Here is a 20,514-nt window from a genome sequence, read left to right on the forward strand (position 1 = left end):
CGAGCCCGCAAGAGCTGCCGGAGCGGCCTGTCTTGGGCTCCGGTGGCTGGTTTCATGGTGGAGAGATTGCAATGCCCGTTCTTGCCGCGATCGTGACCGCGATCATCAGTGGTGTGGCCTACTGGCTGGTCTGGGGCAGGGGGATGGAGCATCTCGACCACTGGCTGAGCGACCGCCGCAACAGCAAGCGCCGCCTCGTCGCCAGGGATCAGCAGCAGCGGGCGCCGCTGAAGGCGATGACCGAGAGCCGCGAGGGCGCCGTCGCCCTGATGCTGCTCGTGGCCAAGGATCGTGGCGAACCGACGGTCGAGCAGGTCGAGGCGATCAAGGCCGAGATGCGCGGAGTGCTCGAATTCGAGAGCGAGATCGAGACGCGGCTGATCCTTGCCGGGCACGCCGTCGACTCGGTTCCCTCGGCCCAGACCGCTATCGACGACCTCAAGGATCTCTTGCGCAAGAACCTGTCCAAGGCCGAGCTCAACGAGCTCTTCATCATGCTGCGCAAGATCGCGGCCCTGCATGGCGGCCCGACCGAGGGCCAGGAGCGCATCATCGGCTATGCCGAGCGGGTGCTGCGGGCGCCTCAAGGCTAGAGCATTTCCGCGCTTCTCCGAACCGCGAAAATCCTCTAACCTCTTGTTTTGACGCATTTTCTTCACGCGAACCGCTATCCACTTCGCTCGAAAATGCTTTAGCCGCCAAGCTCATGCGGCGACGGCGCGGGGCGTGCCGTCCGCATCCGTGGCCTCGGGCTCCTGCGAGATCGGTGCCGCCAGCGGGTCGATGATCTCGAAGGGCCGCTCGACCCGCTCCGGCGGCGCCTTGACCCGGATGCGCAGGATGACGACGGCGGCGAGCAGCGCGGTCGCTGTCGCCATGAAATAGAGCAGCCCGTTGATGTCGAACCGCGCCATCACGCCGGCGCCGACGATCGGCCCCAGTGCCGAGCCGAAGCCGCTGACCAGGATCAGCCGGCCGCTGACCGCGACGACCCGGTCCGCCGGCATGCGGTCGAGCGCATGGGCGACGCAGACCGGGTAGAGCGTCGACATGAAGCCGCCCAGCAGCGCCGCCACAGGCAGCACGGCCGCAAGCCGCGTCGGGAGCAGCACGAGCAGGATCGCGGCGGCCGAATATCCGAGCGCCAGCCCGGCCAGGACGATGCGGCGGTCGCCGCGGTCCGACAGACGGCCGACCGGCACCTGCAGCGCCAGCCCGCCCAGCACTGCGACCAGCATGAACAGGGCGATCGTCTCCTGCGGAATATGGTTGCTGAGCATCCAGGCCGGCACGAGTGCGTAGAAGGCGCTGCTGATCATGCCGCTGATGACGCAGCCCGCGACGGCGACCGGCGCCTGCCGTGTCAGGTCGCCATAGCGCAGCGAGGCCTCCGGCGTGATCATCGGCGCTTCCGCGCGCGTCGTGCTCACCATCACCAGCGCGAGCGCGAAGAGCGCGATGATCATGTTGAACGGCGTCGCCGACTGGATCGCGAGCTTGCCGATCAGCAATTGTCCGGCCGCGAGCGCGAGGAACGTCCCGACCATGTAGATCGAGAACACCCGGCCGCGCTGGTCCGCCTGCGCCTTGGCGTTGAGCCAGCTCTCGGTCGTGATGAACAGGCCGACGCAGCCGATGCCGATGACGGCGCGGCACAGGATCCAGGCCAGCGGCGAGATGAAGAGCGGCATCGCGGCGGTCGCAACCACGACCATACCGGCAAAGGCCGTATAGGCGCGGATATGGCCGATCCGCTGGATCACCCCGCCGCAACCGACCGCGCCGATGGTGAAGCCGATGAAATAGGCGCTGAGGACGATGCCGGTCAGCGTCGCGCCGAAATCCTCGACGGTCAGGCGCAGCGACAGGAAGGTGTTGAAGAAGCCATTGGCCAGCTGGACGAGGCTCGTGGCGGCGATGAGCGTTCCGATCTGCACGAGCATCCGTCGTTCCCTCGCAATGCCGGTTGCAGGAACGACTAGCCTCGAAATGTGGATGGAGTGCGGTCCCTTGCGGCCCGGCTCACTCGGCCGCGGCCTTCAGCGGCAAGCCCTTCGCGAAAGGCAAGGACGGCTCGCCCTTGGCGTCGTCGAATTCGAGCGCGCCGATCTTCTCCGCCCGGCTGGTGACCTTGCCGGCCGAGGTCTTGATCTGGCCGACATCCTCCTGCGCCTGGCGGAAATGCGTGTCGAGCTTGTCGACGCGCTCGCCGAGCCGGCGCACGTCGTCGAGCAGCTTGCCGACCTCGCTCTGGATCACCTGCGCCTCCTCGCGCATGCGCGCGTCGCGGATCAGCGACTGCATGAGCTGGATCGCCAGCGCCAGCAGCGAGGGCGAGACCACCATGACGCGGGCGCGATGCGCCTTCTGGATGACGTCGTCGAAATGCTCGTGCAGGTCGGCATAGATCGATTCCGACGGCACGAAGAGCAGCGCCATGTCCTGCGTCTCGCCCGGCAGGAAATAGCGCTCGGAAATGTCCTTGACGTGCTGGCCGACATCGCCGCGCACGCGGGCCGAGGCCTGCTTCTTCGCCTCCTCGCCGCGCGCCTCGCGCAGCATGGTGAAGCTCTCCAGCGGGAATTTCGCGTCGATCACCAGGCCGCGCCCGTCGCCCGGCAAGGTGACGAGGCAGTCCGGCCGCTTGCCATTGGTGAGCTGCGGCTGGAAGGCGAAGAATGCGGCGGGCAGGCCGTCGCGGATGATCGCCTCCATCCGGCCCTGGCCATAGGCGCCGCGCGCCTGCTTGTTGGCGAGCACGTCCTTCAGCGTCACCACTTCCGAGGTGAGGTCGGTCAGGTTCTTCTGGGCGGCGTCGATGACGGCGAGCCGCTCCTGCAGCTTGCCGAGGCTCTCGGTGGTCTGCTTGACGTTCTGCTCCAGCCCGCTGCCGACCTGCTGGCGCAGCCCGTCCATCCGCTCGGCGACGAGCCGGGCGAGGTCGCCCTGCCGGGTCGAGAGGATTTCGGCCATGGTCTGCATCCGGCCGGTGAGCTCCGCCTGCATGCGGTTCATCTCGGCGACCTTGTCGTCCATCTCGCGGGCCCGTTCGGCCGCCATGCCGGCTTCCACCGCCCGCCGCCGCGAGCTTCGCCACAGCGAAAGCGTGACGCAAGCGAGCAGGAACAGGCTGATGCCGGCGAAGCCGAACGCGGCCTCGGCCCAGGTCACGGGCCGCTCGAGCAGGACGAAGGCGATCTCTTTCATGGTCGAACACTACCCGATTCGCCTGGAATTTCCGAACGAAAGCGGAACAGTTTGACCGCTTGCCCACAAGCGCTTATGTCCGCCAAATCAGCACGAAAACCCAGTTCGAGCCCCTTATGGCCATCCGTGACCTTGTAATCCTGCCTGATGCCGTCCTGCGTCAGGTATCCGCCCCTGTCGAGGCGATCACGCCCGAGATCAAGGCGCTCGCTTCAGACATGCTGGAGACGATGTATGACGCGCCGGGCATCGGCCTGGCCGCGATCCAGATCGGCGTGCCCACGCGCGTGGTGACGATCGATCTCGCCAAGCAGGATGAGGAGAAGACCCCGATCGTCTTCATCAACCCGGAAATCACCTGGTCCTCCGAGGAGATGAACGTGCATGAGGAGGGCTGCCTCTCGATCCCCGAATATTACGAGGAGGTCGAGCGGCCGGCGCGCGTGAAGATCCGCTATCTCGATCTCGACGGCAAGGAACAGGAAATAGAGGCCGACGGGCTGCTCGCCACCTGCATCCAGCATGAGATCGACCATCTCAACGGGGTGCTCTTCATCGATCATCTCTCGCGCCTCAAGCGCGAGCGCGTCACCAAGCGCTTCGCCAAGCAGGCGCGGCGCGAGAGCGCGGCCTGACTGGGGATGGAAGCGGCACTGAACGCATGAGTTTGCGCGTCATCTTCATGGGCACGCCCGACTTCGCCGTGCCCACCCTGACCGAGATCGTCGGCCAGGGCCACGAGGTCGTCAGCTGCTACACCCGCGCTCCGGCCCAGGCTGGTCGCGGCCTCGATCTGAAGCCCTCGCCGGTGCACCGCGCCGCCGAGCGTTTCGGCATTCCCGTCTTCACGCCGAAGACGCTGAAGAGCGAGGAGGCGGCCGAGATCATCGCCTCGCACGAGGCCGATGTCGCGGTCGTCGTCGCCTATGGCATGATCCTGCCCCAGGCGATCCTCGATCTCCCCGAGCTCGGCTGCCTCAACCTTCATGCCTCGCTACTGCCGCGCTGGCGCGGCGCCGCGCCGATCCAGCGCGCCGTCATGGCCGGCGATGCCGAGAGCGGCATCTGCGTCATGAAGATGGAGGCCGGGCTCGATACCGGCCCGGTCGGCATGGTCGAGAAGGTCGCGATCGACCGCGACATGACGGCCGGCGAACTGCATGACCGTCTCGCCTCGCTCGGCGCCGACCTGATGGTGCGTGCGCTTGCCGCGCTCGGCCGCGGCGGCCTGCGCTTCACGCCGCAGCCGGAGGCGGGCGTCACCTACGCCGCCAAGATCGCCAATGCCGAGGCCAGGCTGAACTGGGCGCGGCCCGCGCGGCAGGTGCATGATCTCGTGCGCGGCCTCTCGCCCTTTCCCGGCGCCTTCGCCGAGGTCGATCTCGGCAAGGGGCCGGAGCGGCTGAAAGTCCTGCGCACGGCGCTTGCCGGCGGCGCGGCCGAGCCCGGCACCTTGCTCGACGGCGAGGGCACGATCGCCTGCGCCGAGGGCGCGGTGAAACTGCTCCAGGTCCAGCGCGCCGGCGGCCGCGGGCCGATGAGCGGCGCCGAGTTCCTGCGCGGCGCCCGGTTGGAACCGGGCCACAGGTTTTAGGGCATGCCAGTGCCAGAAAGCCGGTTCCCTCTTTTCGGCATCATGCCCTGATGCCCCGCTACAAGCTCGTCATCGAATATGATGGCACGCCCTTCTCGGGCTGGCAGCGCCAGCTCAACGGGCCGTCCGTGCAGCAGAGCGTCGAGGAGGCGATCGAGGCCTTCTGCGGCCATTCCGTGCGCCTGCACTGTGCGGGGCGAACCGATGCCGGCGTGCACGCGACGCACCAGGTCGCCCATGTCGATCTCGACAAGGAGTGGCGCAGTGACGTCGTGCGCGACGCCAGTAACGCGCGGCTGAAGCACATCCCCGTCGCCGTGTTGAGCGCCGAACCGGTGCCGGACACGTTCGACGCCCGCATCTCGGCGACGCGGCGCTATTACATCTACCGCATCCTCGACCGGCGGGCGCAGCCGGCGCTCGAGTTCAACCGTGTCTGGCATGTGCCGGTGAAGCTCGATCACGAGGCGATGGACCGCGCCGCCAAGGCGTTCATCGGCCATCACGACTTCACCACCTTCCGCGCCGCCGAATGCCAGGCCAACAGCCCGCTGCGCACCATCGATCGCTTCGACGTCAGGCGCGAGGGCGCGGAGATCGTGGCCTATGTCCATGCCCGCTCCTTCCTGCATCATCAGGTTCGCTCCATGGTCGGCTGCCTCAAGATGGTCGGCATGGGCCGCTGGCCGGAGAACAAGGTCGGCAAGGTGCTGGCGGCGCGCGACCGCTCGCAATGCGCCGCACTGGCCCCGCCCTGCGGGCTTTATCTCGCCGGCGTCGACTACTGAGCCTCTTCCCTCAGGCCTCCCCAGGATAAGCGCTGGGAAGCGACAATGTCGCGCGTGTCCAGCTCGCATCACGTCTTCCGAACAGCCTTCACGAGCCCGTGAGAACGGCTGGCGCGAGCGCCGGCATTTTTCAACTCTGCGACCCATTCGGAACAGGTCGTAGAACTTTTGTCGCGCGACTCAGTTTGCTTCCGATCCAGGCTTGAGCGGGGAAGCGCATGACGAGCGAGACGATGTCGGCACCGAAGCCGACGCTCAACGTAATCGACGCCGTGGCCATCATGGTTGGGATCGTCGTCGGCATCGGCATTTTCAAGACACCGCCGCTGGTTGCGGCCAATGTCGGGAGCGAGGCCGCCTTCATCGGCGCCTGGGTCTTCGGTGGTTTCGTCACGCTGATCGGCGCGCTCTGCTATGCCGAGCTGGCCTCGGCCTATCCTCATGCCGGCGGCGAGTATCACTTTCTCTCGCGGGCCTATGGCCGCCCGGTCGCGGTCCTGTTCGGCTGGGCCCGGGGCGCGGTCATCCAGACCGGCGCGATCGCCGCCGTCGCCTTCGTCTTCGGCGATTATGCCGCGCAAATCCTGCCGCTCGGCGCCAACGGCCCGGCCATCTACGCCGCGCTCGGCATCGCCATCCTGACCGGGCTCAACGTGCTCGGCACCTTGCAGAGCAAGACCGCGCAGAACGCCATGACCGTCCTCACGGTTTTTGCCGTCGCGCTCGTCATTGTCGCTGGCCTGTTCGGTGGGGCCGAGCCGGCAGCGACGCCGGCGCCGGTTGCGCCGAGTTCGGCCTCGGGAGCCTTCGGCATGGCGATGATCTTCGTTCTGCTGACCTATGGCGGCTGGAGCGAGGCGGCCTATCTCTCGGCCGAGCTCAAGGATGCGCCGCGCAACATGAGCCGCGTCCTGCTGATCGGCACGGCCGTGCTCGTCGCCATCTACGCGCTGGTCAATCTCGCTTTCCTCACCGGCCTCGGTCTCGAAGGGCTGCGCGGCTCCAGTGCCGCCGGAGCGGACCTGATGCGCGCCGTCGCCGGCGATTCCGGTGCGCTGATCCTGAGCCTGATCGTCGTGGCGGCTGCGCTCTCGACCCTCAACGGCACGATCTTCACAGGCGCGCGTGTTTACTACGCCATGGCGCGGGATCTGTCCGTGCTGCCCCAGGTCGGGCAATGGGACGATCGCGGCGGCACGCCGGCGAACGGGCTCCTGCTGCAAGGCACGGTCGCGCTGGCGCTGGTCGGCATGGGGGCTGCGGCCCGCGACGGTTTCCAGTCGATGGTCGACTACACCGCGCCGGTCTTCTGGTCCTTCCTGTTCCTGGTCGGGCTGTCGCTGATCGTGCTGCGTTGGCGCGAGCCGGGCCGGACCTTGCCCTTCCGTGTCCCGCTCTATCCGCTGACCCCGATCCTGTTCTGCCTGACCTGCCTGTTCATGCTCCATGCCAGCCTTGCCTATACCGGCATCGGCGCGCTGATTGGGCTGGCCGTCATCGCCGCCGGTACGCCGCTGCTGCTGCTCGGCCGGGCCGAGCGTAAGACCGCGGACGCCAGCGAGCAGGGTGCGGGCGGGGCCTGAGCATCATCCGAGACTGCCAACCCAGGAGAATGAGATGAGAATGTTCCGCACCATGGCCGCGGCCGGCATCGCCTCGGTTCTTTGCATCGGCCTCGCCGCGGCCCAGACGGCCGCGAAGCCGGCGCCTGCCTACGAGCCGCAATCGGGACAGGCCGGCAAGGATGTCGTCTGGGTGCCGACCCATCAGGCGCTCGTCGACCGCATGCTCGACATGGCCAAGGTCACGGCGGCTGACTACGTCGTCGATCTCGGCTCGGGCGATGGCCGCACCGTGATCACCGCGGCCCAGCGCGGCGCGCGCGCGCTCGGCATCGAGTACAATCCGGATCTCGTCGCGCTTTCGCAGCGCAATGCCGCGAGCGAGGGCGTCGGCGACAAGGCCCGCTTCGTCCAGGCCGACATCTTCGAGAGCAATTTCTCGGACGCGACCGTCGTGACGCTGTTCCTGCTGCCCGATCTCAACGTCAAGCTGCGCCCGATCATCCTGAAGATGAAGCCCGGCACGCGCGTCGTCTCGAACTCGTTCAACATGGGCGAATGGACGCCGGACGAGACCATCCAGGCCCAGGGCGAATGCCGCAACTTCTGCCGCGCACATTTCTGGGTCGTGCCGGCCCAGGTCGGCGGCACCTGGAAACTGTCCGATGGCGAATTGGTGCTGCAACAGGACTTCCAGATGCTGGCCGGAACGCTGAAGCGCGGCGGCAACGAGATGTCGATCACCGATGCCAAGATGAACGGCACCGAGATCGTCTTCACCGCCGGAGGAAGGCGCTTCACCGGCAAGCTGGAAGGCGGTCGCTTCGAAGGGCAGAGCCAGGCTGCCGATGGCGGCAATCAGGCCTGGAGCGCGGTGCGCGGGAACATGTGAGCCGCTGCGGCCGAGGAAACGGGGCGGGGCGTCTCAGAACCCCGCCAGCCCGAACAGCCGCACGATCGAATAATCCGCGATCACGCTCGCCAGCACGATCACCCCGGCGCCGCCGCCGGGGCCGAACGCGGCCTTGGCGACGCAATAGCGCAGCCGCAGCACGATGGCCGCGAAGCCGAGAGTCTGCACGATGGCGAGCGTCGGCGGGGCCCAGCCGATGGCGAAGATCGTGGCGGGCACCGCCATCAGGCTCACCGAGACGATGCCGGCCCAGTTCCAGGCGATGACGAAGCTGGTGAAGCGGGGCGTCTGGACGAGATTGGGCGCAAGGCCGATCAGCAGCACCGGCACGAGGATGACGGCGAGGCTCTCCGCACCGATGACGCTGGCGACGAGCCAGGGTGAATCGAACAGGTTGCCGGCATTGGGCAGGCCGTCGATGACCCGCTCCGCCGCCAGGATCGTCACCATGGCCGGCAGGGTCAGGATCAGCGCCGCGAAGGACCGCCAGAAACCTTTCGAGCTGAGATCGAGCTCCTTGAGCGCCTCGGCTCCCTGCGTCATCAGGCGCCAGGACCCGCGCAGGGAACGCGTCACATCATCGGTGGCCAGCCACATGACAGATTACCCGTATTAGACTTTCGTCTAACTGGATTAAGCGCCCGATGTTCCGCCAGCGTCAAGTATGTTGCGCTGCGGCAAAATAGTCCGTCAGCAGCCGATGCGTGATCCGCTCCAGTGCAAGCAGATCGGCGATGGCGACGCGCTCGTCGACCTGGTGCATGGTCTGGCCGACCACGCCATATTCGACGACCGGGCAATAGTTCTTGATGAAGCGGGCATCCGAGGTGCCCCCGGTCGTGGAGAGGGCCGGGCGCTTGCCGGTCACGGCCTCGACCGCCTCGGTCACCATGGTCACGAATGGGCCGGGCTTGGTCAGGAAGGCGACCGCATTGGTCGGCTCGAAGGCGATCTCGTAGCGCACCTTGTTGCCGGCCGCGTCGCGCAGGCGCCGCTCGATCTCGGCGGCGAGCGTCTCCGGCGTCCAGAGATCGTTGAAGCGGATATTGAACACGGCTTTCGCCTGGGCCGGCACGACATTGGTCGCGGGATTGCCGACATCGAGCGTCGTCACCTCGAGATTGCTGGCGTCGAAATGCTCGGTGCCGGCATCGAGCGGCGAGGCGTCGAGCGCCGCCAGCAGCCGCACCATGCCGCGGATCGGATTATCGGCGAGATGCGGATAGCCGACATGGCCCTGCGTGCCGTTGACGGTCAGCTTGCCGGTCAGCGAGCCGCGCCGGCCGATCTTGATCATGTCGCTCATCGTCGCCGGATTGGTCGGCTCGCCGAGCAGGCAATGGTCGAAGCGCTCGCCGCGCTCACGCGCCCATTGCAGCAGCTTGACCGTGCCGTTGATCGCCGAAGCCTCCTCGTCGCCGGTGACCAAGAAGACGATCGAGCCGGGCGCATCGGGCTGCTCGCGCCGGAAGCGCAGCGCCGCCGCGATCATCGCCGCGAGCCCGCCCTTCATATCGCAGGCGCCACGGCCATAGAGGATGCCGTCAACGATCTCGCCGCCGAACGGCTCATGGGTCCAGCGCGCTGTGTCGCCCGGCGGCACCACATCGGTATGGCCGGCGATCACCAGCACGGGACCTTCGCTGCCGATCCGGGCGTAGAGGTTCTCGATCTCCGGCATGTCCGGTTCCGAGAAGCGCGGACGCTGCACCGCAAAGCCCTCCGCGCTCAGCACGGCGTCGAGCAATGAAAGCGCGCCGCCTTCGGCAGGCGTCACCGAGGGGCAGCGGACCAGCGCCTGGGTCAGGGCGACGGGATCGCGGGGGTCGAAGGCGAGGGAGGAAGGCGTGTTCGGGCTCATGGCGCCGGTTTAACAGCACGCTCCTGCTCTGCAAGCTCTGCCTCCGGGTCGATGCCGGGCATCAGGCCGAGATCGATCAGGGCGATCAGCCAGGCGATCGTCGATATCGCGACCAGCGAAGGCTCCCAGAGCGAGCCGAGGACAGGTCGCAGCTCTCCCGGCAGGACGATGGCACAGACCAGGAGGATGCCGAAGAGCGAGGAGCTGCCGCGGTCGGTGGCGCGCTTCGCGGCGAGAGCAGCCCAGGGAAACAGGGCGAAGGCTTTGGCGAAGGCAAAGATCATCGCTCCCGTGTACCTGTCGGTCAGGCGCGGCGCGCCCCACTGGATCGCCAGCAGGCAGAGCGCGAGGGCGATGCTGCCGAGCCAGAACTGGCGCAGGCCGATGCGGCCATCGAAATCGACGAACAGGCGGATGGGAGACATGGGCGAACTCCGATCCTGCATCGTCGCATGCGACGGCGCTCGAATGAAGCTTATGGTGAAGAAAAGGTTAACGGCGCCGCAGACCACTCCGTCCACGGGCAGAAAAGGCTTGAACCCCGTCCGGCTGGCCGCTAGCTGCGGGCAGGCCGTCCTTGCATCGGCCGAGAAAGGTTTTCGACATGACCATCCGTCTCCATCGCGGCGACCTGCCTGACGATTTCCGGGCTGCTCCCATCGTTGCGATCGACACGGAGACTCTCGGCCTCAATCCGCATCGCGACAGGCTTTGCGTGGTGCAGCTCTCGAACGGGGATGGCTCGGCCGAGGTCGTGCAGATTCTGCGGGACGGCCCGGCGCCGGCTAATCTGATCCGGCTCCTCACCGATCCCTCGGTCCTGAAGCTGTTTCATTTCGCCCGCTTCGACGTCGCCGTGCTGCGCCAGGCCTTCGGCATCGTCACCGGCCCGGTCTATTGCACCAAGATCGCCTCCAAGCTGGTCCGCACCTATACCGACCGGCACGGCCTGAAGGATCTGGTGCGGGAGCTGCTCGGGATCGAACTCTCGAAGCAGCAGCAATCATCCGACTGGGGGGCGGAGACACTCAGCGACGCACAATTGAGCTATGCGGCATCCGATGTGCTGCATCTTCATGCACTGCATGCGCGGCTGGAGAGCTTGCTGGTGCGCGAGAACCGCACGCATCTGGCCAAGGCCTGCTTCGACTTCCTGCCGGTCCGCGCCGAGCTGGACCTGGCCGGTTGGGCGGAAACCGATATCTTCGCTCATACTTGACAAATTCTAAGTCTTCTTGCGTCAGTCTCGCGCGAGCGGATGGCATAGGGGCTGCAAGAGCATCCGCAGGTCAGCCGGCAATTCGAGGTTTCCTCTGGCGGTTTGGCCGATGGCTACCCAGTTGAGGGCTCGAGGGGCTCTGACACAAAAAGGCCGTTAGCGGCTGGCATTGCGCGGGGCATGACAGTGGCGATGACATCTGGCGATTGGGTCGCTCCCGAACCGAGGCGCGAAACCCGCAGCCGTGCGGCCTTCCGGGCCGCGCGCCGGCACACGTTTCTCGTGCGCTTCCTCAGGCGCGCGATTCCGATCGGCTCGGTCGTGGCCGTAGTCGGTCTGATCGTGACGCCGTTCCTCACGCCGCTGCAGTCCGTGGGCGGCCTGTCGATCAGCTCGGTCGGCATCACCGGCGGCAAGGTCAAGATGGAATCGCCGCGGCTGACCGGCTATCGCAAGGACAACCGGCCCTACGAGGTCACCGCCGAGACGGCGCTGCAGGACATCCGCAACCCCACGCAGATCGAGCTCGCCACCATGACGGCGCGCATCCAGATGCAGCAGGAGGGCTGGGTGACCGTGAACGCGCGCACCGGCTTCTTCGACTCGCAGAACGAGAAGCTCAAGCTCGTCGACGACGTGAAGGTCCATACCGAGTCCGGCTACGACATGTTCATGCGGACGGCGGACATCAATTTCAAGGCGGGCACGGTCAATTCGCAGGAACCGGTCAAGGTCAATCTCGGTTCGACGAAGATCGACGCGAACACGCTCGACGTGAAGGATAACGGCGCGCTGATCGTTTTCGAGGGCCGTGTCCGCGTCGTCATCGAGAACGCGCCGGCGCGTTCGCTGGCCGGGCCCGAGCGCGAAGGCAGCACGCCGGCGCCGGAATTGCTGAGATCGGGACTTGCGCCCGCCGCCGGCACGGCGCAAACGCAAGCGACCGAAGCACCCGAAACCGGAACGAGGCGGTGACATGACCTGCGCCATCGAGCCCTTCCCCGCCGATGCCGGCTTCACCCGGAGCCGTGGAGCCACGGCCCTGCTGCTGGCGGCCGGGCTCGCCTTTGTCTCCATCGCGCATGAGACGGCGCAGGCTCAGCAAGCGCGGCCGGGCGTCGCTCAGGCCCAGCCCGCCCAGCCGCAGGGCGGGCGAGGTGGCCGTGGCGGTGCCGGCGGGGCTTTTGGTGGCCTCGGCGGCGACAGCAAGGAGCCGATCAAGATCGACGCCGACAAGCTCGACGTGCTCGACAAGGACAACAAGGCGATCTTCACCGGCAATGTCGTGGCGGTTCAGGGCGAGACCACCGTGCGCTGCTCGGTCATGACCGTGTTCTACGAGGGGCGTGGCGGTGGCCAGGGCGCGCGCGGCGCTGCCGCGCCGGCGCCGGCTGCCACGCCTGCTCCCGCCGCGGGCGGCCAGTCGAACGACAGCAGCATCAAGAAGATCGATTGCGCCGGTCCGGTCACGGTCGTCTCGAAGACGCAGGCCGCGACCTCCGATCATGCCGAGTTCGACCGTGCCAACAACCAGGTCATCATGACCGGCAATGTCGCGCTGAACGACGGCCCGAACATCACCCGCGGCGACAAGCTCGTCTACAATACCCAGACCGGCATCGCCAATGTCGAGACCAAGAAGGGCGGAAGGGTGCAGGGCTTCTTCGTGCCGAACTCCGACGCCGCAAAGCCGGGCAGCACGCCGGCGGCCCCGGCCCGTCCGGGCGCGACGCGTCCCGGCACGCCGACCAACTGATCCAGCCGGCAGCATCCGCTTTGACCGCTTCCTACCCGTCGCAATCCCAGGCTGAGGCCATGCCGCTCCAGAGCGGCACGGCACGGCGCGGTTTGTTCGGCCGGCTCTTCGGCGCGCGAGCGCGCAAGGAGGAGGCGACGGGAGCGGCCACGAGCGCGGTCGGCGGCCAGGGCGTCCTTGCTGTCAGCGGCCTGCGCAAGAGCTATGGCGGGCGCAACGTCGTCAGCGAGGCGAGCCTCTATGTGCGCCAGGGCGAGGCCGTCGGGCTGCTCGGCCCCAACGGCGCCGGCAAGACCACGATCTTCTACATGATCACGGGACTGGTCGCGGCCGATCTCGGCGTGATCTCGCTGGAAGGCCATGACATTACCGGCCTGCCCATGTATCAGCGCGCCCGGCTCGGCATCGGCTACCTGCCGCAGGAGGCCTCGATTTTTCGCGGCCTCAGCGTCGAGGACAACATCCGCGCCGTGCTCGAGGTCGTCGAGCCGAACCGCAAGAGCCGCGAGCGCCAGCTCGATACGTTGCTCGAGGAATTCAACATCGCCCGCCTGCGCAAGGCGCCCTCGATCGCGCTCTCCGGCGGCGAGCGCCGCCGCTGCGAGATCGCCCGCGCGCTCGCCGGCCGCCCCTCCTTCATCCTGCTCGACGAGCCTTTCGCCGGCATCGACCCGATCGCCGTCGGCGACATCCAGGCCCTGGTGCGGCAATTGACCGATCGCGGCATCGGCGTGCTGATCACCGACCACAATGTCCGCGAGACGCTCGGCCTCGTCGACCGCGCCTATATCATCCATTCCGGCCGCGTGCTGACCGAGGGCTCGCCGGCCGAGATCATCGCCAATCCCGATGTGCGCCGGGTCTATCTCGGCGAGGATTTCCGGCTCTAACAGACTGCTCCAGCCGATCGGGGAGGGCGATTGCGCAGCTTTCTTGCGCGGTCGGGGCCTCGACGCGACATTATGCTGCACTGCATTAACTTCTTCGACGAAACCTGCCGCAAGGGCTTTGACGCGCTCCGGCGCTGACGCTACGGTTCCTGCCAACGCAAGAAGCGTGCCGAAAAGCTTGGGGATCGGAGTGGGGTCTTTAGCGTCATGGCGATGATGCCGCGCATGGAGCTGCGCCAGGGCCAATCCCTGGTAATGACGCCGCAGCTGCTGCAGGCCATCAAGCTGCTTCAGCTCTCGCATCTCGAACTGCAGAATTTCGTCGAAGGCGAGCTGGAGCGGAACCCGCTGCTGGAGCGCGACGACGCGGCCGATCTGCCTGTTCATGCCAATGGCGGCGACGGCCCGCACGCCGCCGATGCCGAGAGCTTCGCCCGCGCCGAGAGCCTGAACACCCAGGACGGCATGGAAGGCAGGCTCGGCACCACGCTCGACAATGTCTTCCAGGGCGAGCAGCCGACAGTGGCGCGACTGGACACCCAGGGCGCCGACAGCCTGCCGGTCACCGGTGGGTCTTATGGCGGCTCGGGTGGCTCCTTCGACGAAGGGCAGGAGGGGTTCGAGTCGAGCCTGACGGCCGAGCTCTCGCTGCACGACCATCTCGGCGCCCAGCTCGACCTCGCCGTCACCGACCCGGCCGACCGCATCATCGGCCAGCATCTCATCGATGCGGTCGACGATTCCGGCTATCTCGGCGAGCCGGTCGGCGAGATCGCCGAGCGGCTCGGCGTCGCCCCGGCGCGCATCGAGCGTGTGCTCGGCATCATCCAGGGCTTCGATCCCTCCGGCGTGGCCGCGCGCGACGTCTGCGAATGCCTCTCGATCCAGCTGCGCGACCGCAACCGCTTCGACCCGGCGATGCAGGCGCTGGTGGCCAACCTGCACCTTGTCGCCAAGCGCGATTTCGCCGCGCTCAAGCGCATTTGCGGGGTTGATGACGAGGATATCGCCGACATGGTCGCCGAGATCCGCCGGCTCGACCCCAAGCCCGGCCGCGCCTTTGGCAGCTCGGCGGCGGAAACCGTGGTGCCGGACGTGTTCATTCGCGCCGCGCCCGATGGCTCCTGGCTGGTCGATCTCAACCCCGACACCTTGCCGCGCGTGCTCGTCAACCAGACCTATCATGCGCGCGTCTCCAAGGCCGCCCGTAGCGACGAGGAGAAGGCCTTCATCGCCGAATGCCTGCAGACGGCGAACTGGCTGACGCGGTCGCTGGAGCAGCGTGCCCGCACCATCCTGAAGGTCGCGAGCGAAATCGTGCGCCAGCAGGACGGCTTCTTCGCCCATGGCGTCGAGCACCTGCGCCCGCTCAACCTCAAGACCGTCGCCGACGCGATCGGCATGCATGAATCGACCGTCTCGCGCGTGACCTCGAACAAGTACCTGACCTGCTCGCGCGGCGTCTTCGAGATGAAGTATTTCTTCTCGGCCGCGATCGCCGCGACCGGCTATGGCGAGGCCCATTCGGCGGAAGCCGTGCGCTTCCGCATCAAGCAGATGATCGACGACGAGAAGCCGGCCGAGGTGCTCTCCGACGACGCGATCGTCGCCCGCCTGAAGGATGGCGGCATCGATATCGCCCGGCGGACGGTGGCGAAATACCGCGAGTCGCTGCGCATCCCCTCCTCGATGGAGCGACGCCGCGAGAAGGTGGCGATGGCCGCCGGAGGGCGGTGAACTCGGCCGTCATTGCGAGCGGAGCGAAGCAATGACGGCTGCGGTCAATCCCCGCCGAACATCAGGTTCGGCACGAACAGCACGATCTGCGGGAAGAAGATCAGCAGGAAGCTGACCAGAGAGACCGCGATCAGGAACGGCATCGACTCGCGCGTGTACTCGCCGATCGGGCAGCGCAGCACCTGGCAGACCACGAACATCGCCGCGCCCACCGGCGGCGTGTAATTGCCGATCGTCGCCGCGATGATGAAGACCAACCCGAAATGCACGGGGTCGATGCCGTATTCGGTGACGAGCGGCAGGAAGATCGGCGTCAGCATGATGATCAGCACCGAGCCTTCCATGAAGGTCCCGGCAATGAGGATGAAGGCGACGATCAGCACGAGCACGACGTTCCGGCTATCGGTCAGGCCCAGCATCCATTCCGAGATCACCTCGGGAATGCGCTCGAAGACGATGCCGTAGCCGAAGATCGCGGAGAGGGCGAGCAGGAACATCACCGCCCCGACATCGACCAGGCTGCCCTCGACCGCCTCGATGAAGCTGCGGAAGGTGAGCACGCGATAGGCGAAGAAGCCGATCACCACTGCATAGATCACCGCGAAGGCGCCGATCTCGGAAGGAGTGAAGATACCGAAGCGCAGGCCGAGCAGCAGGATGATCGGGAACAGGATCGCCCAGATTCCGCCCCAGGAGGCGAGCGCGACCTCCTTCACCGTCGGCGCCTTCTCGCGCTCCGGCCCGTAGCCGCGGCGCTTGGCCGTGATCGAGATCGCGATGGCGAGCGCGCCCCAGAGCATGAAGCCGGGGATGATGCCGGCGGCGAAGAGCCGGCCGATCGAGACCTGGCCGACCGTGCCGTAGAGGATGAAGCCGATGCCCGGCGGGATGATCGGCGCCATCAGCGAGCCGTAGGACAAGACGCCCGCCGCATAGCCGCGCGAGAAGCCGCGCTTCAGCATCTGGTGGCCGAGGATGCGCGCGTTCATCGCAGCATCCGCGATCGAGGAGCCGGTGACGCCGCTCATCAGCGTCGAAAGAGCGATCGAGACCTGCGCCAACCCGCCGTTCAGCCGCCCGGTCAGCACCGTCGCGAGCTTGAGCAGGTTCTGCGAGATGCCGGAATTGTTGAGAAAGTTGCCGGCCAGGATGAAGAGCGGCACCGCCAGAAGCGCGAAATTCTGGGTCTCGGTGACCGTGATCTGGATCGGAATGGTCGAGGGCAGGCTCGGATTCTGCAGGAAGAAGACCATGCCGGAAATGCCGATGGCGAAGGCCATCGGCATGCCGATCACGACGAGGATGGTGAAGGCGATCAGGACGAGGAGCATCGCTTGCGGCCTCGCTCAAAGCACGTCGACGGCGCGGTTGGCGTCGTGTAGCCCGCGCCATTCGTCGCGCAGCTTCAGCACCGTCGTGATCAGCAGAAGCGCTGCGCCGACCGGCAGGCTCATCGTCACCCAGGAATAGCTGATCTCCGGAATGCCCTGGAAGCTGCGGATGCGGCTGATCCAGGAGAGATAGAGCCCCATCGCGATCAGGTAAATCAGGAAGGCGAGGATCAGCGCATAGTTCACATAGCGCAGCGCCACTTGCAGGCGCTGCGGCAAACGCTCGGTCACCACCTCGATCGCCATCAGGCTGTTCTTGCGCCAGGCGATGTCGGCACTGAGGAAGCAGGCCCAGGCGAAGAGGCAGGTCGCGGCATCGCCGGTCCAGTTCAGCGGCTCGCCGAGCATGCGGGCGATGCCGCCGGCGAAGATCAGCACAACCATGAGGACGAGGAATGTCCCGGCGATGATGGTTTCGAGCTTCCAAACGAGGTGCAGGGCGGATTTCATCGGTAGGCCTTGGAGCTTCGATCGCAATAGGCGAGGCGCGGAGATTCTCGCCTGCCCGGGACAGGCGGCGTGATCGGGCGGTCTTCCCGCTCTCTCTTCCCCTCTCCCGTCCGGGAGAGGGGGGCGCCTCGTTCGACGAGGGTCGCGTTCGCTACTTCCCGATCTCCTTGTGGATCGCGGCCTTCACATCGGCGATCTTCAGCACCTCGTAGGCCTTGTCGCCGGCCGCCCGGAACGCCGCGAGATCGACATCCTCGACGATGGTCATGCCGCGCTTCTTGAGCTGCTCCTCGACCTCGGCCTCGAGCTTGAAGATGCGGTTGGAGGTTGCTTCGCCCGCCTTCGCGCATTCCTCGGTCAGGGCCGCCTGGTAGTCGGCCGGCAGGCTGTTGAAGAAGGCCGAGCTGACCACCTGGAAGTTGATCAGCATGATGTGCTTGGTTTCGTTGGCGTATTTCAGCACCTCGTAGAAGCGCCCGCCCGGGATGTTGTTGTAGACCAGCTCGACCCCGTCGATCGCCCGCTGCTGCAGGCCGGGATACATGTCGCCAAAACCCATCGCGACCGGGGCGGCACCGAGCGCGCGCACCGATTCCTGCCAGATCGGCGCCGGCGGCGTGCGGATGCGCTGGCCACGTAGGTCCTCGGGCTTCTTCACCGGCTTGTTGGTGAAGAAATGCCGGTAGCCCTGCACCCAGTTGAAGCAGACGACCTTGAGCCCGTGCTTGCTCGCGAGCTCCTCCTGGAACTTCACGATGGTCGGCGCCTTCTGCAGCTTGGCGACATCCTCGAGCGTCTCGGCGAAATAGGGGCCGTTCATCACGGCGATGCCGGGCACGTAATTGCCGAGCCGGGCCGAGTCGGTGTTCTGGCCGAGATTGGCACCCTGGCGCAGCTGCTCGATGATGTCCTCTTCCTTGCCGAGCTGCGAGGAATGGAACACCTCGATCTTCAGCCCGCCATTGGTGCGTTCGGAGACGCGCTTGGCCCACTCGTTGAAGCCGTCATGGAACGGCTCTTTCGGACCGAGCACGTGGTTGAACTTCAGTGTGAAACTTTTCGCCTGCGCCAGCGCGGGCGACTGCCCCGCAAACAGCAGGCCGAGCGCGGCCTGCGCCAGAACGAGCGTCTTCGTCAGCGTCTTCATCAAGTCCCTCCCGGATCTGCCTGTGCGGGCCGCGCGATCGTTCGTCGATCGTCTCCGGCATCTCGCTCATTTGGGATGTCCAGTGTGTACACTATACATAAACCTCGGTGCTGCAACCGTGCAGACGCGCATTGCCGGCGGAGGAACGGCGCGCCATGGTGGTGATCGAGCGGGGAGAAGCGCGTGAGTCGGGGCATGGACGAGACACCGCCGGCCGCTGGCAATGTGGTCGCCGCACAGAGTGGCGCGGCGCCACGGCTTTATGAGCGCGCCTTCCGGATCCTCGCCGGCCGGATCGCGCAGGGCGCCTTGGTTTCCGGCGAGCGCCTGCTCGAATCGCGCGTCGCGCTCGAATTCGGCATCAGCCGCGCCCCGGCCCGCCAGGCTTTGGCGGAGCTTGAAGCGGCAGGCCTGGTTCGCAAGATCGACGGTCACGGCTATGCCGTTGTCGATGCGCCGGCCGCGCTCGCCTCTGCGGCCGTTCCTCATCCTTTAGCAGGGGGTGAGCGCCTGACCGCGGCTCCGAGCTGGGAGCGCATCTATCGCGACGCCGAGGCCGAAATCGCCGCGCGCATCGCCTTCGGCTCATGGCGCATCACCGAGACCGAACTGGCGGCAGCCTATGGCGTCAGCCGCACCGTGGCGCGCGAGGTCCTGGCCCGGTTGCAGCAGAGCGGCCTCGTGCGCAAGGACGACAAGTCGCGCTGGTTCGCGCCGGCCCTGACGCCCGATTATGTCGCCGAGCTCTATGAGATGCGCCGCCTGCTGGAGCCTGTCGCCTTGACCAAGGCCATGCCCCGGGTGCCGCCGGGCACGATCGGCGCGATGCGCGGCCATCTCGATGCCGCGCTCGCCCAGGCTACGACCATCGACAGCGCGGTGCTCGATTCGCTGGAGGAGGAGCTGCATGTCGGCCTGCTCGGCCATTGCGGCAACGGCACGCTGATGGAGGCGCTCGGCCGCTACCAGTCGCTGCTGATCGCGCATCGCTTCCTCTACGGCGCCGCGCCGCGGCTCTACGAGATCGAGCCTTTTCTGCCGGAACATATCGCCATCGTCGAGCGTCTGGAGATAGGGGCCGTGGTCGCGGCGGCAGAGCTTCTTGCCGAGCATCTGGCCTGTGCCAGCGAGCGCGCCATCGCGCGAATCGCCCTGGTTGCAGGCAGCTTCGATCCGCAACCGCTGCCCTATCTCGAGCCGCTCTAGCGGGCGGCGATATCTCCTGCGGCATCCTGCGCCGCGCATTGACAAGCCGGACTCGCCGTCCTTACCTCCCTAAGATGGCCGGCTACAGGTCATGACTACGATAAGGGGAAGCACTCAATGAGCTTGCGCATCTCCGGCAAGAACCTCGATGTTGGCGAAGCCCTGCGGGGACAAGCCGAAACCCGCGTCGCGGCAGCGCTCAGCAAATATTACGAGGGTGGCTACCAAGGGCATGTGACGGTCGACAAGGACGGCACGGCGTTCCGGACGGATGGCGTGCTCCATCTTTCCTCCGGCATCACGCTGGAGGCCTCGGCGATCGCGCATGATCCTTATGCCAGCCTCGACAAGATGGCCGAGCGCATCGAGAAGCGGCTGCGCCGCTACAAGCGCCGGCTGAAGGACCGCTCCGCCGCAGCGGCGAATGGACGCGAGCCGGTGATGGAAATCCCCAGCTATGTGATCGCCGCCCCCGATGACGAGATCGAGGAGATCGACGGCGCAAATCTGGGCGATCATCCCGTCATCGTGGCGGAATCGACCAAATCCCTGCATGAGATGACCGTCAGCGACGCGGTTGCGGAGCTGGACCTGACCGGAGCGCCCGTCGTGATCTTCCGTCACGCTGGCAATGGCCGAATGAACGTCGTATACCGCCGCCGCGATGGCAACATCGGCTGGATTGACCCGCCGGCCTCGCTGTCTTGAGCCCCGGCCGGCGATAGCCCCGGTTATCACTCATTGACCCGAGGCCGGGACGCAGAATTCCGGCACGGGACATGCATGGACTGGC

General features: G+C 66.6%; 21 protein-coding genes. 13 read left to right on the forward strand and 8 right to left on the reverse strand.

The genetic code is table 11. The annotated features are described in order from the left end of the window. Nucleotides 1-71: 71 nt before the first annotated feature. Nucleotides 72-593 carry a hypothetical protein gene (locus EV560_RS22880; RefSeq protein WP_131858122.1) on the forward strand — a complete coding sequence of 174 codons (522 nt, stop codon included), beginning with the start codon at nt 72-74 and terminating at the stop codon, nt 591-593. Nucleotides 594-704: 111 nt separating this feature from the next. Here EV560_RS22880 and EV560_RS22885 read toward each other — a convergent pair whose 3' ends face one another. Both EV560_RS22885 and EV560_RS22890 read right to left on the reverse strand, forming a co-directional pair. Next, on the reverse strand, nt 705-1,943 hold the full coding sequence (locus tag EV560_RS22885; protein WP_131858123.1) for an MFS transporter: 1,239 nt from the start codon (nt 1,941-1,943) through the stop codon (nt 705-707). A gap of 79 nt (nt 1,944-2,022) precedes the next feature. Further along, entirely contained in the window at nt 2,023-3,207 is a 1,185-nt protein-coding gene (locus EV560_RS22890; protein ID WP_131858124.1) for a DNA recombination protein RmuC, read from the reverse strand. A 116-nt stretch (nt 3,208-3,323) separates the two neighbouring features. Here EV560_RS22890 and EV560_RS22895 point away from each other — a divergent pair, with 116 nt between their 5' ends. The 5 genes from EV560_RS22895 to EV560_RS22915 all read left to right on the forward strand — a co-directional run bounded on the left by EV560_RS22895 (nt 3,324) and on the right by EV560_RS22915 (nt 8,043). After that, nucleotides 3,324-3,842 (forward strand): peptide deformylase, encoded by a 519-nt coding sequence (locus tag EV560_RS22895; RefSeq protein ID WP_131858125.1) that lies wholly within the window; start codon nt 3,324-3,326, stop codon nt 3,840-3,842. Between the two features lie 26 nt (nt 3,843-3,868). After that, a complete protein-coding gene (fmt, locus tag EV560_RS22900) occupies nt 3,869-4,801 on the forward strand; it encodes a methionyl-tRNA formyltransferase (protein ID WP_131858126.1) in 933 nt (310 codons plus the stop codon). A 50-nt stretch (nt 4,802-4,851) separates the two neighbouring features. After that, nucleotides 4,852-5,589, forward strand: coding sequence for a tRNA pseudouridine(38-40) synthase TruA (gene truA, locus EV560_RS22905; protein WP_131858127.1), 738 nt, complete (start codon nt 4,852-4,854; stop codon nt 5,587-5,589). A 218-nt stretch (nt 5,590-5,807) separates the two neighbouring features. Beyond that, nucleotides 5,808-7,172 carry an APC family permease gene (locus EV560_RS22910; protein WP_131858128.1) on the forward strand — a complete coding sequence of 455 codons (1,365 nt, stop codon included), beginning with the start codon at nt 5,808-5,810 and terminating at the stop codon, nt 7,170-7,172. 34 nt (nt 7,173-7,206) lie between these two features. After that, nucleotides 7,207-8,043, forward strand: a complete 837-nt coding sequence (locus tag EV560_RS22915) for a class I SAM-dependent methyltransferase (RefSeq protein ID WP_131858129.1) — start codon at nt 7,207-7,209, stop codon at nt 8,041-8,043. A 33-nt stretch (nt 8,044-8,076) separates the two neighbouring features. On the opposite strand, the gene EV560_RS22920 is transcribed toward EV560_RS22915, so the two are convergent. The 3 genes from EV560_RS22920 to EV560_RS22930 all read right to left on the reverse strand — a co-directional run bounded on the left by EV560_RS22920 (nt 8,077) and on the right by EV560_RS22930 (nt 10,350). Next, the gene (locus EV560_RS22920) at nt 8,077-8,661 is read right to left on the reverse strand and encodes a hypothetical protein (RefSeq protein WP_131858130.1); all 585 of its coding nucleotides are present in this window, start codon (nt 8,659-8,661) and stop codon (nt 8,077-8,079) included. Nucleotides 8,662-8,722: 61 nt separating this feature from the next. Next, on the reverse strand, nt 8,723-9,925 hold the full coding sequence (gene dapE, locus EV560_RS22925) for a succinyl-diaminopimelate desuccinylase (RefSeq protein ID WP_131858131.1): 1,203 nt from the start codon (nt 9,923-9,925) through the stop codon (nt 8,723-8,725). Next, nucleotides 9,922-10,350, reverse strand: a complete 429-nt coding sequence (locus EV560_RS22930; RefSeq protein ID WP_165923585.1) for a DUF805 domain-containing protein — start codon at nt 10,348-10,350, stop codon at nt 9,922-9,924. Before EV560_RS22930 ends, dapE begins: the two co-directional genes overlap by 4 nt. Before the next feature lie 179 nt (nt 10,351-10,529). On the opposite strand from EV560_RS22930, the gene EV560_RS22935 reads away from it, so the two are divergent. The 5 genes from EV560_RS22935 to rpoN all read left to right on the forward strand — a co-directional run bounded on the left by EV560_RS22935 (nt 10,530) and on the right by rpoN (nt 15,527). After that, the gene (locus tag EV560_RS22935; protein ID WP_131858133.1) at nt 10,530-11,144 is read left to right on the forward strand and encodes a ribonuclease D; all 615 of its coding nucleotides are present in this window, start codon (nt 10,530-10,532) and stop codon (nt 11,142-11,144) included. 192 nt (nt 11,145-11,336) lie between these two features. Beyond that, nucleotides 11,337-12,119, forward strand: coding sequence for an LPS export ABC transporter periplasmic protein LptC (gene lptC / locus EV560_RS22940; protein WP_165923586.1), 783 nt, complete (start codon nt 11,337-11,339; stop codon nt 12,117-12,119). A 1-nt stretch (nt 12,120) separates the two neighbouring features. Continuing rightward, the gene (locus tag EV560_RS22945; RefSeq protein ID WP_131858135.1) at nt 12,121-12,900 is read left to right on the forward strand and encodes an LptA/OstA family protein; all 780 of its coding nucleotides are present in this window, start codon (nt 12,121-12,123) and stop codon (nt 12,898-12,900) included. 59 nt (nt 12,901-12,959) lie between these two features. Further along, complete coding sequence (gene lptB, locus EV560_RS22950; protein WP_131858136.1) at nt 12,960-13,790, forward strand: LPS export ABC transporter ATP-binding protein; 831 nt, start codon at nt 12,960-12,962, stop codon at nt 13,788-13,790. Nucleotides 13,791-13,997: 207 nt separating this feature from the next. After that, a complete protein-coding gene (gene rpoN, locus EV560_RS22955) occupies nt 13,998-15,527 on the forward strand; it encodes an RNA polymerase factor sigma-54 (protein ID WP_131858137.1) in 1,530 nt (509 codons plus the stop codon). Nucleotides 15,528-15,571: 44 nt separating this feature from the next. Here the strand turns inward: rpoN and EV560_RS22960 are convergent, their stop codons facing one another. The 3 genes from EV560_RS22960 to EV560_RS22970 all read right to left on the reverse strand — a co-directional run bounded on the left by EV560_RS22960 (nt 15,572) and on the right by EV560_RS22970 (nt 18,515). Continuing rightward, nucleotides 15,572-16,858: a TRAP transporter large permease gene (locus EV560_RS22960; protein ID WP_131858138.1), complete on the reverse strand. Its 1,287-nt coding sequence runs from the start codon at nt 16,856-16,858 to the stop codon at nt 15,572-15,574. Between the two features lie 15 nt (nt 16,859-16,873). Beyond that, entirely contained in the window at nt 16,874-17,368 is a 495-nt protein-coding gene (locus EV560_RS22965) for a TRAP transporter small permease (RefSeq protein ID WP_131858139.1), read from the reverse strand. Between the two features lie 151 nt (nt 17,369-17,519). Further along, a complete protein-coding gene (locus EV560_RS22970) occupies nt 17,520-18,515 on the reverse strand; it encodes a C4-dicarboxylate TRAP transporter substrate-binding protein (RefSeq protein WP_131858140.1) in 996 nt (331 codons plus the stop codon). Between the two features lie 195 nt (nt 18,516-18,710). On the opposite strand from EV560_RS22970, the gene EV560_RS22975 reads away from it, so the two are divergent. Further along, entirely contained in the window at nt 18,711-19,721 is a 1,011-nt protein-coding gene (locus EV560_RS22975) for a GntR family transcriptional regulator (RefSeq protein ID WP_131858141.1), read from the forward strand. A 117-nt stretch (nt 19,722-19,838) separates the two neighbouring features. Beyond that, the gene (gene hpf / locus EV560_RS22980) at nt 19,839-20,429 is read left to right on the forward strand and encodes a ribosome hibernation-promoting factor, HPF/YfiA family (protein ID WP_131858142.1); all 591 of its coding nucleotides are present in this window, start codon (nt 19,839-19,841) and stop codon (nt 20,427-20,429) included. Nucleotides 20,430-20,514 lie beyond the last annotated feature (85 nt).

The sequence above is a fragment of the Allobosea sp. BK604 genome, from assembly GCF_004341515.1.
Lineage (GTDB): Bacteria > Pseudomonadota > Alphaproteobacteria > Rhizobiales > Beijerinckiaceae > Allobosea.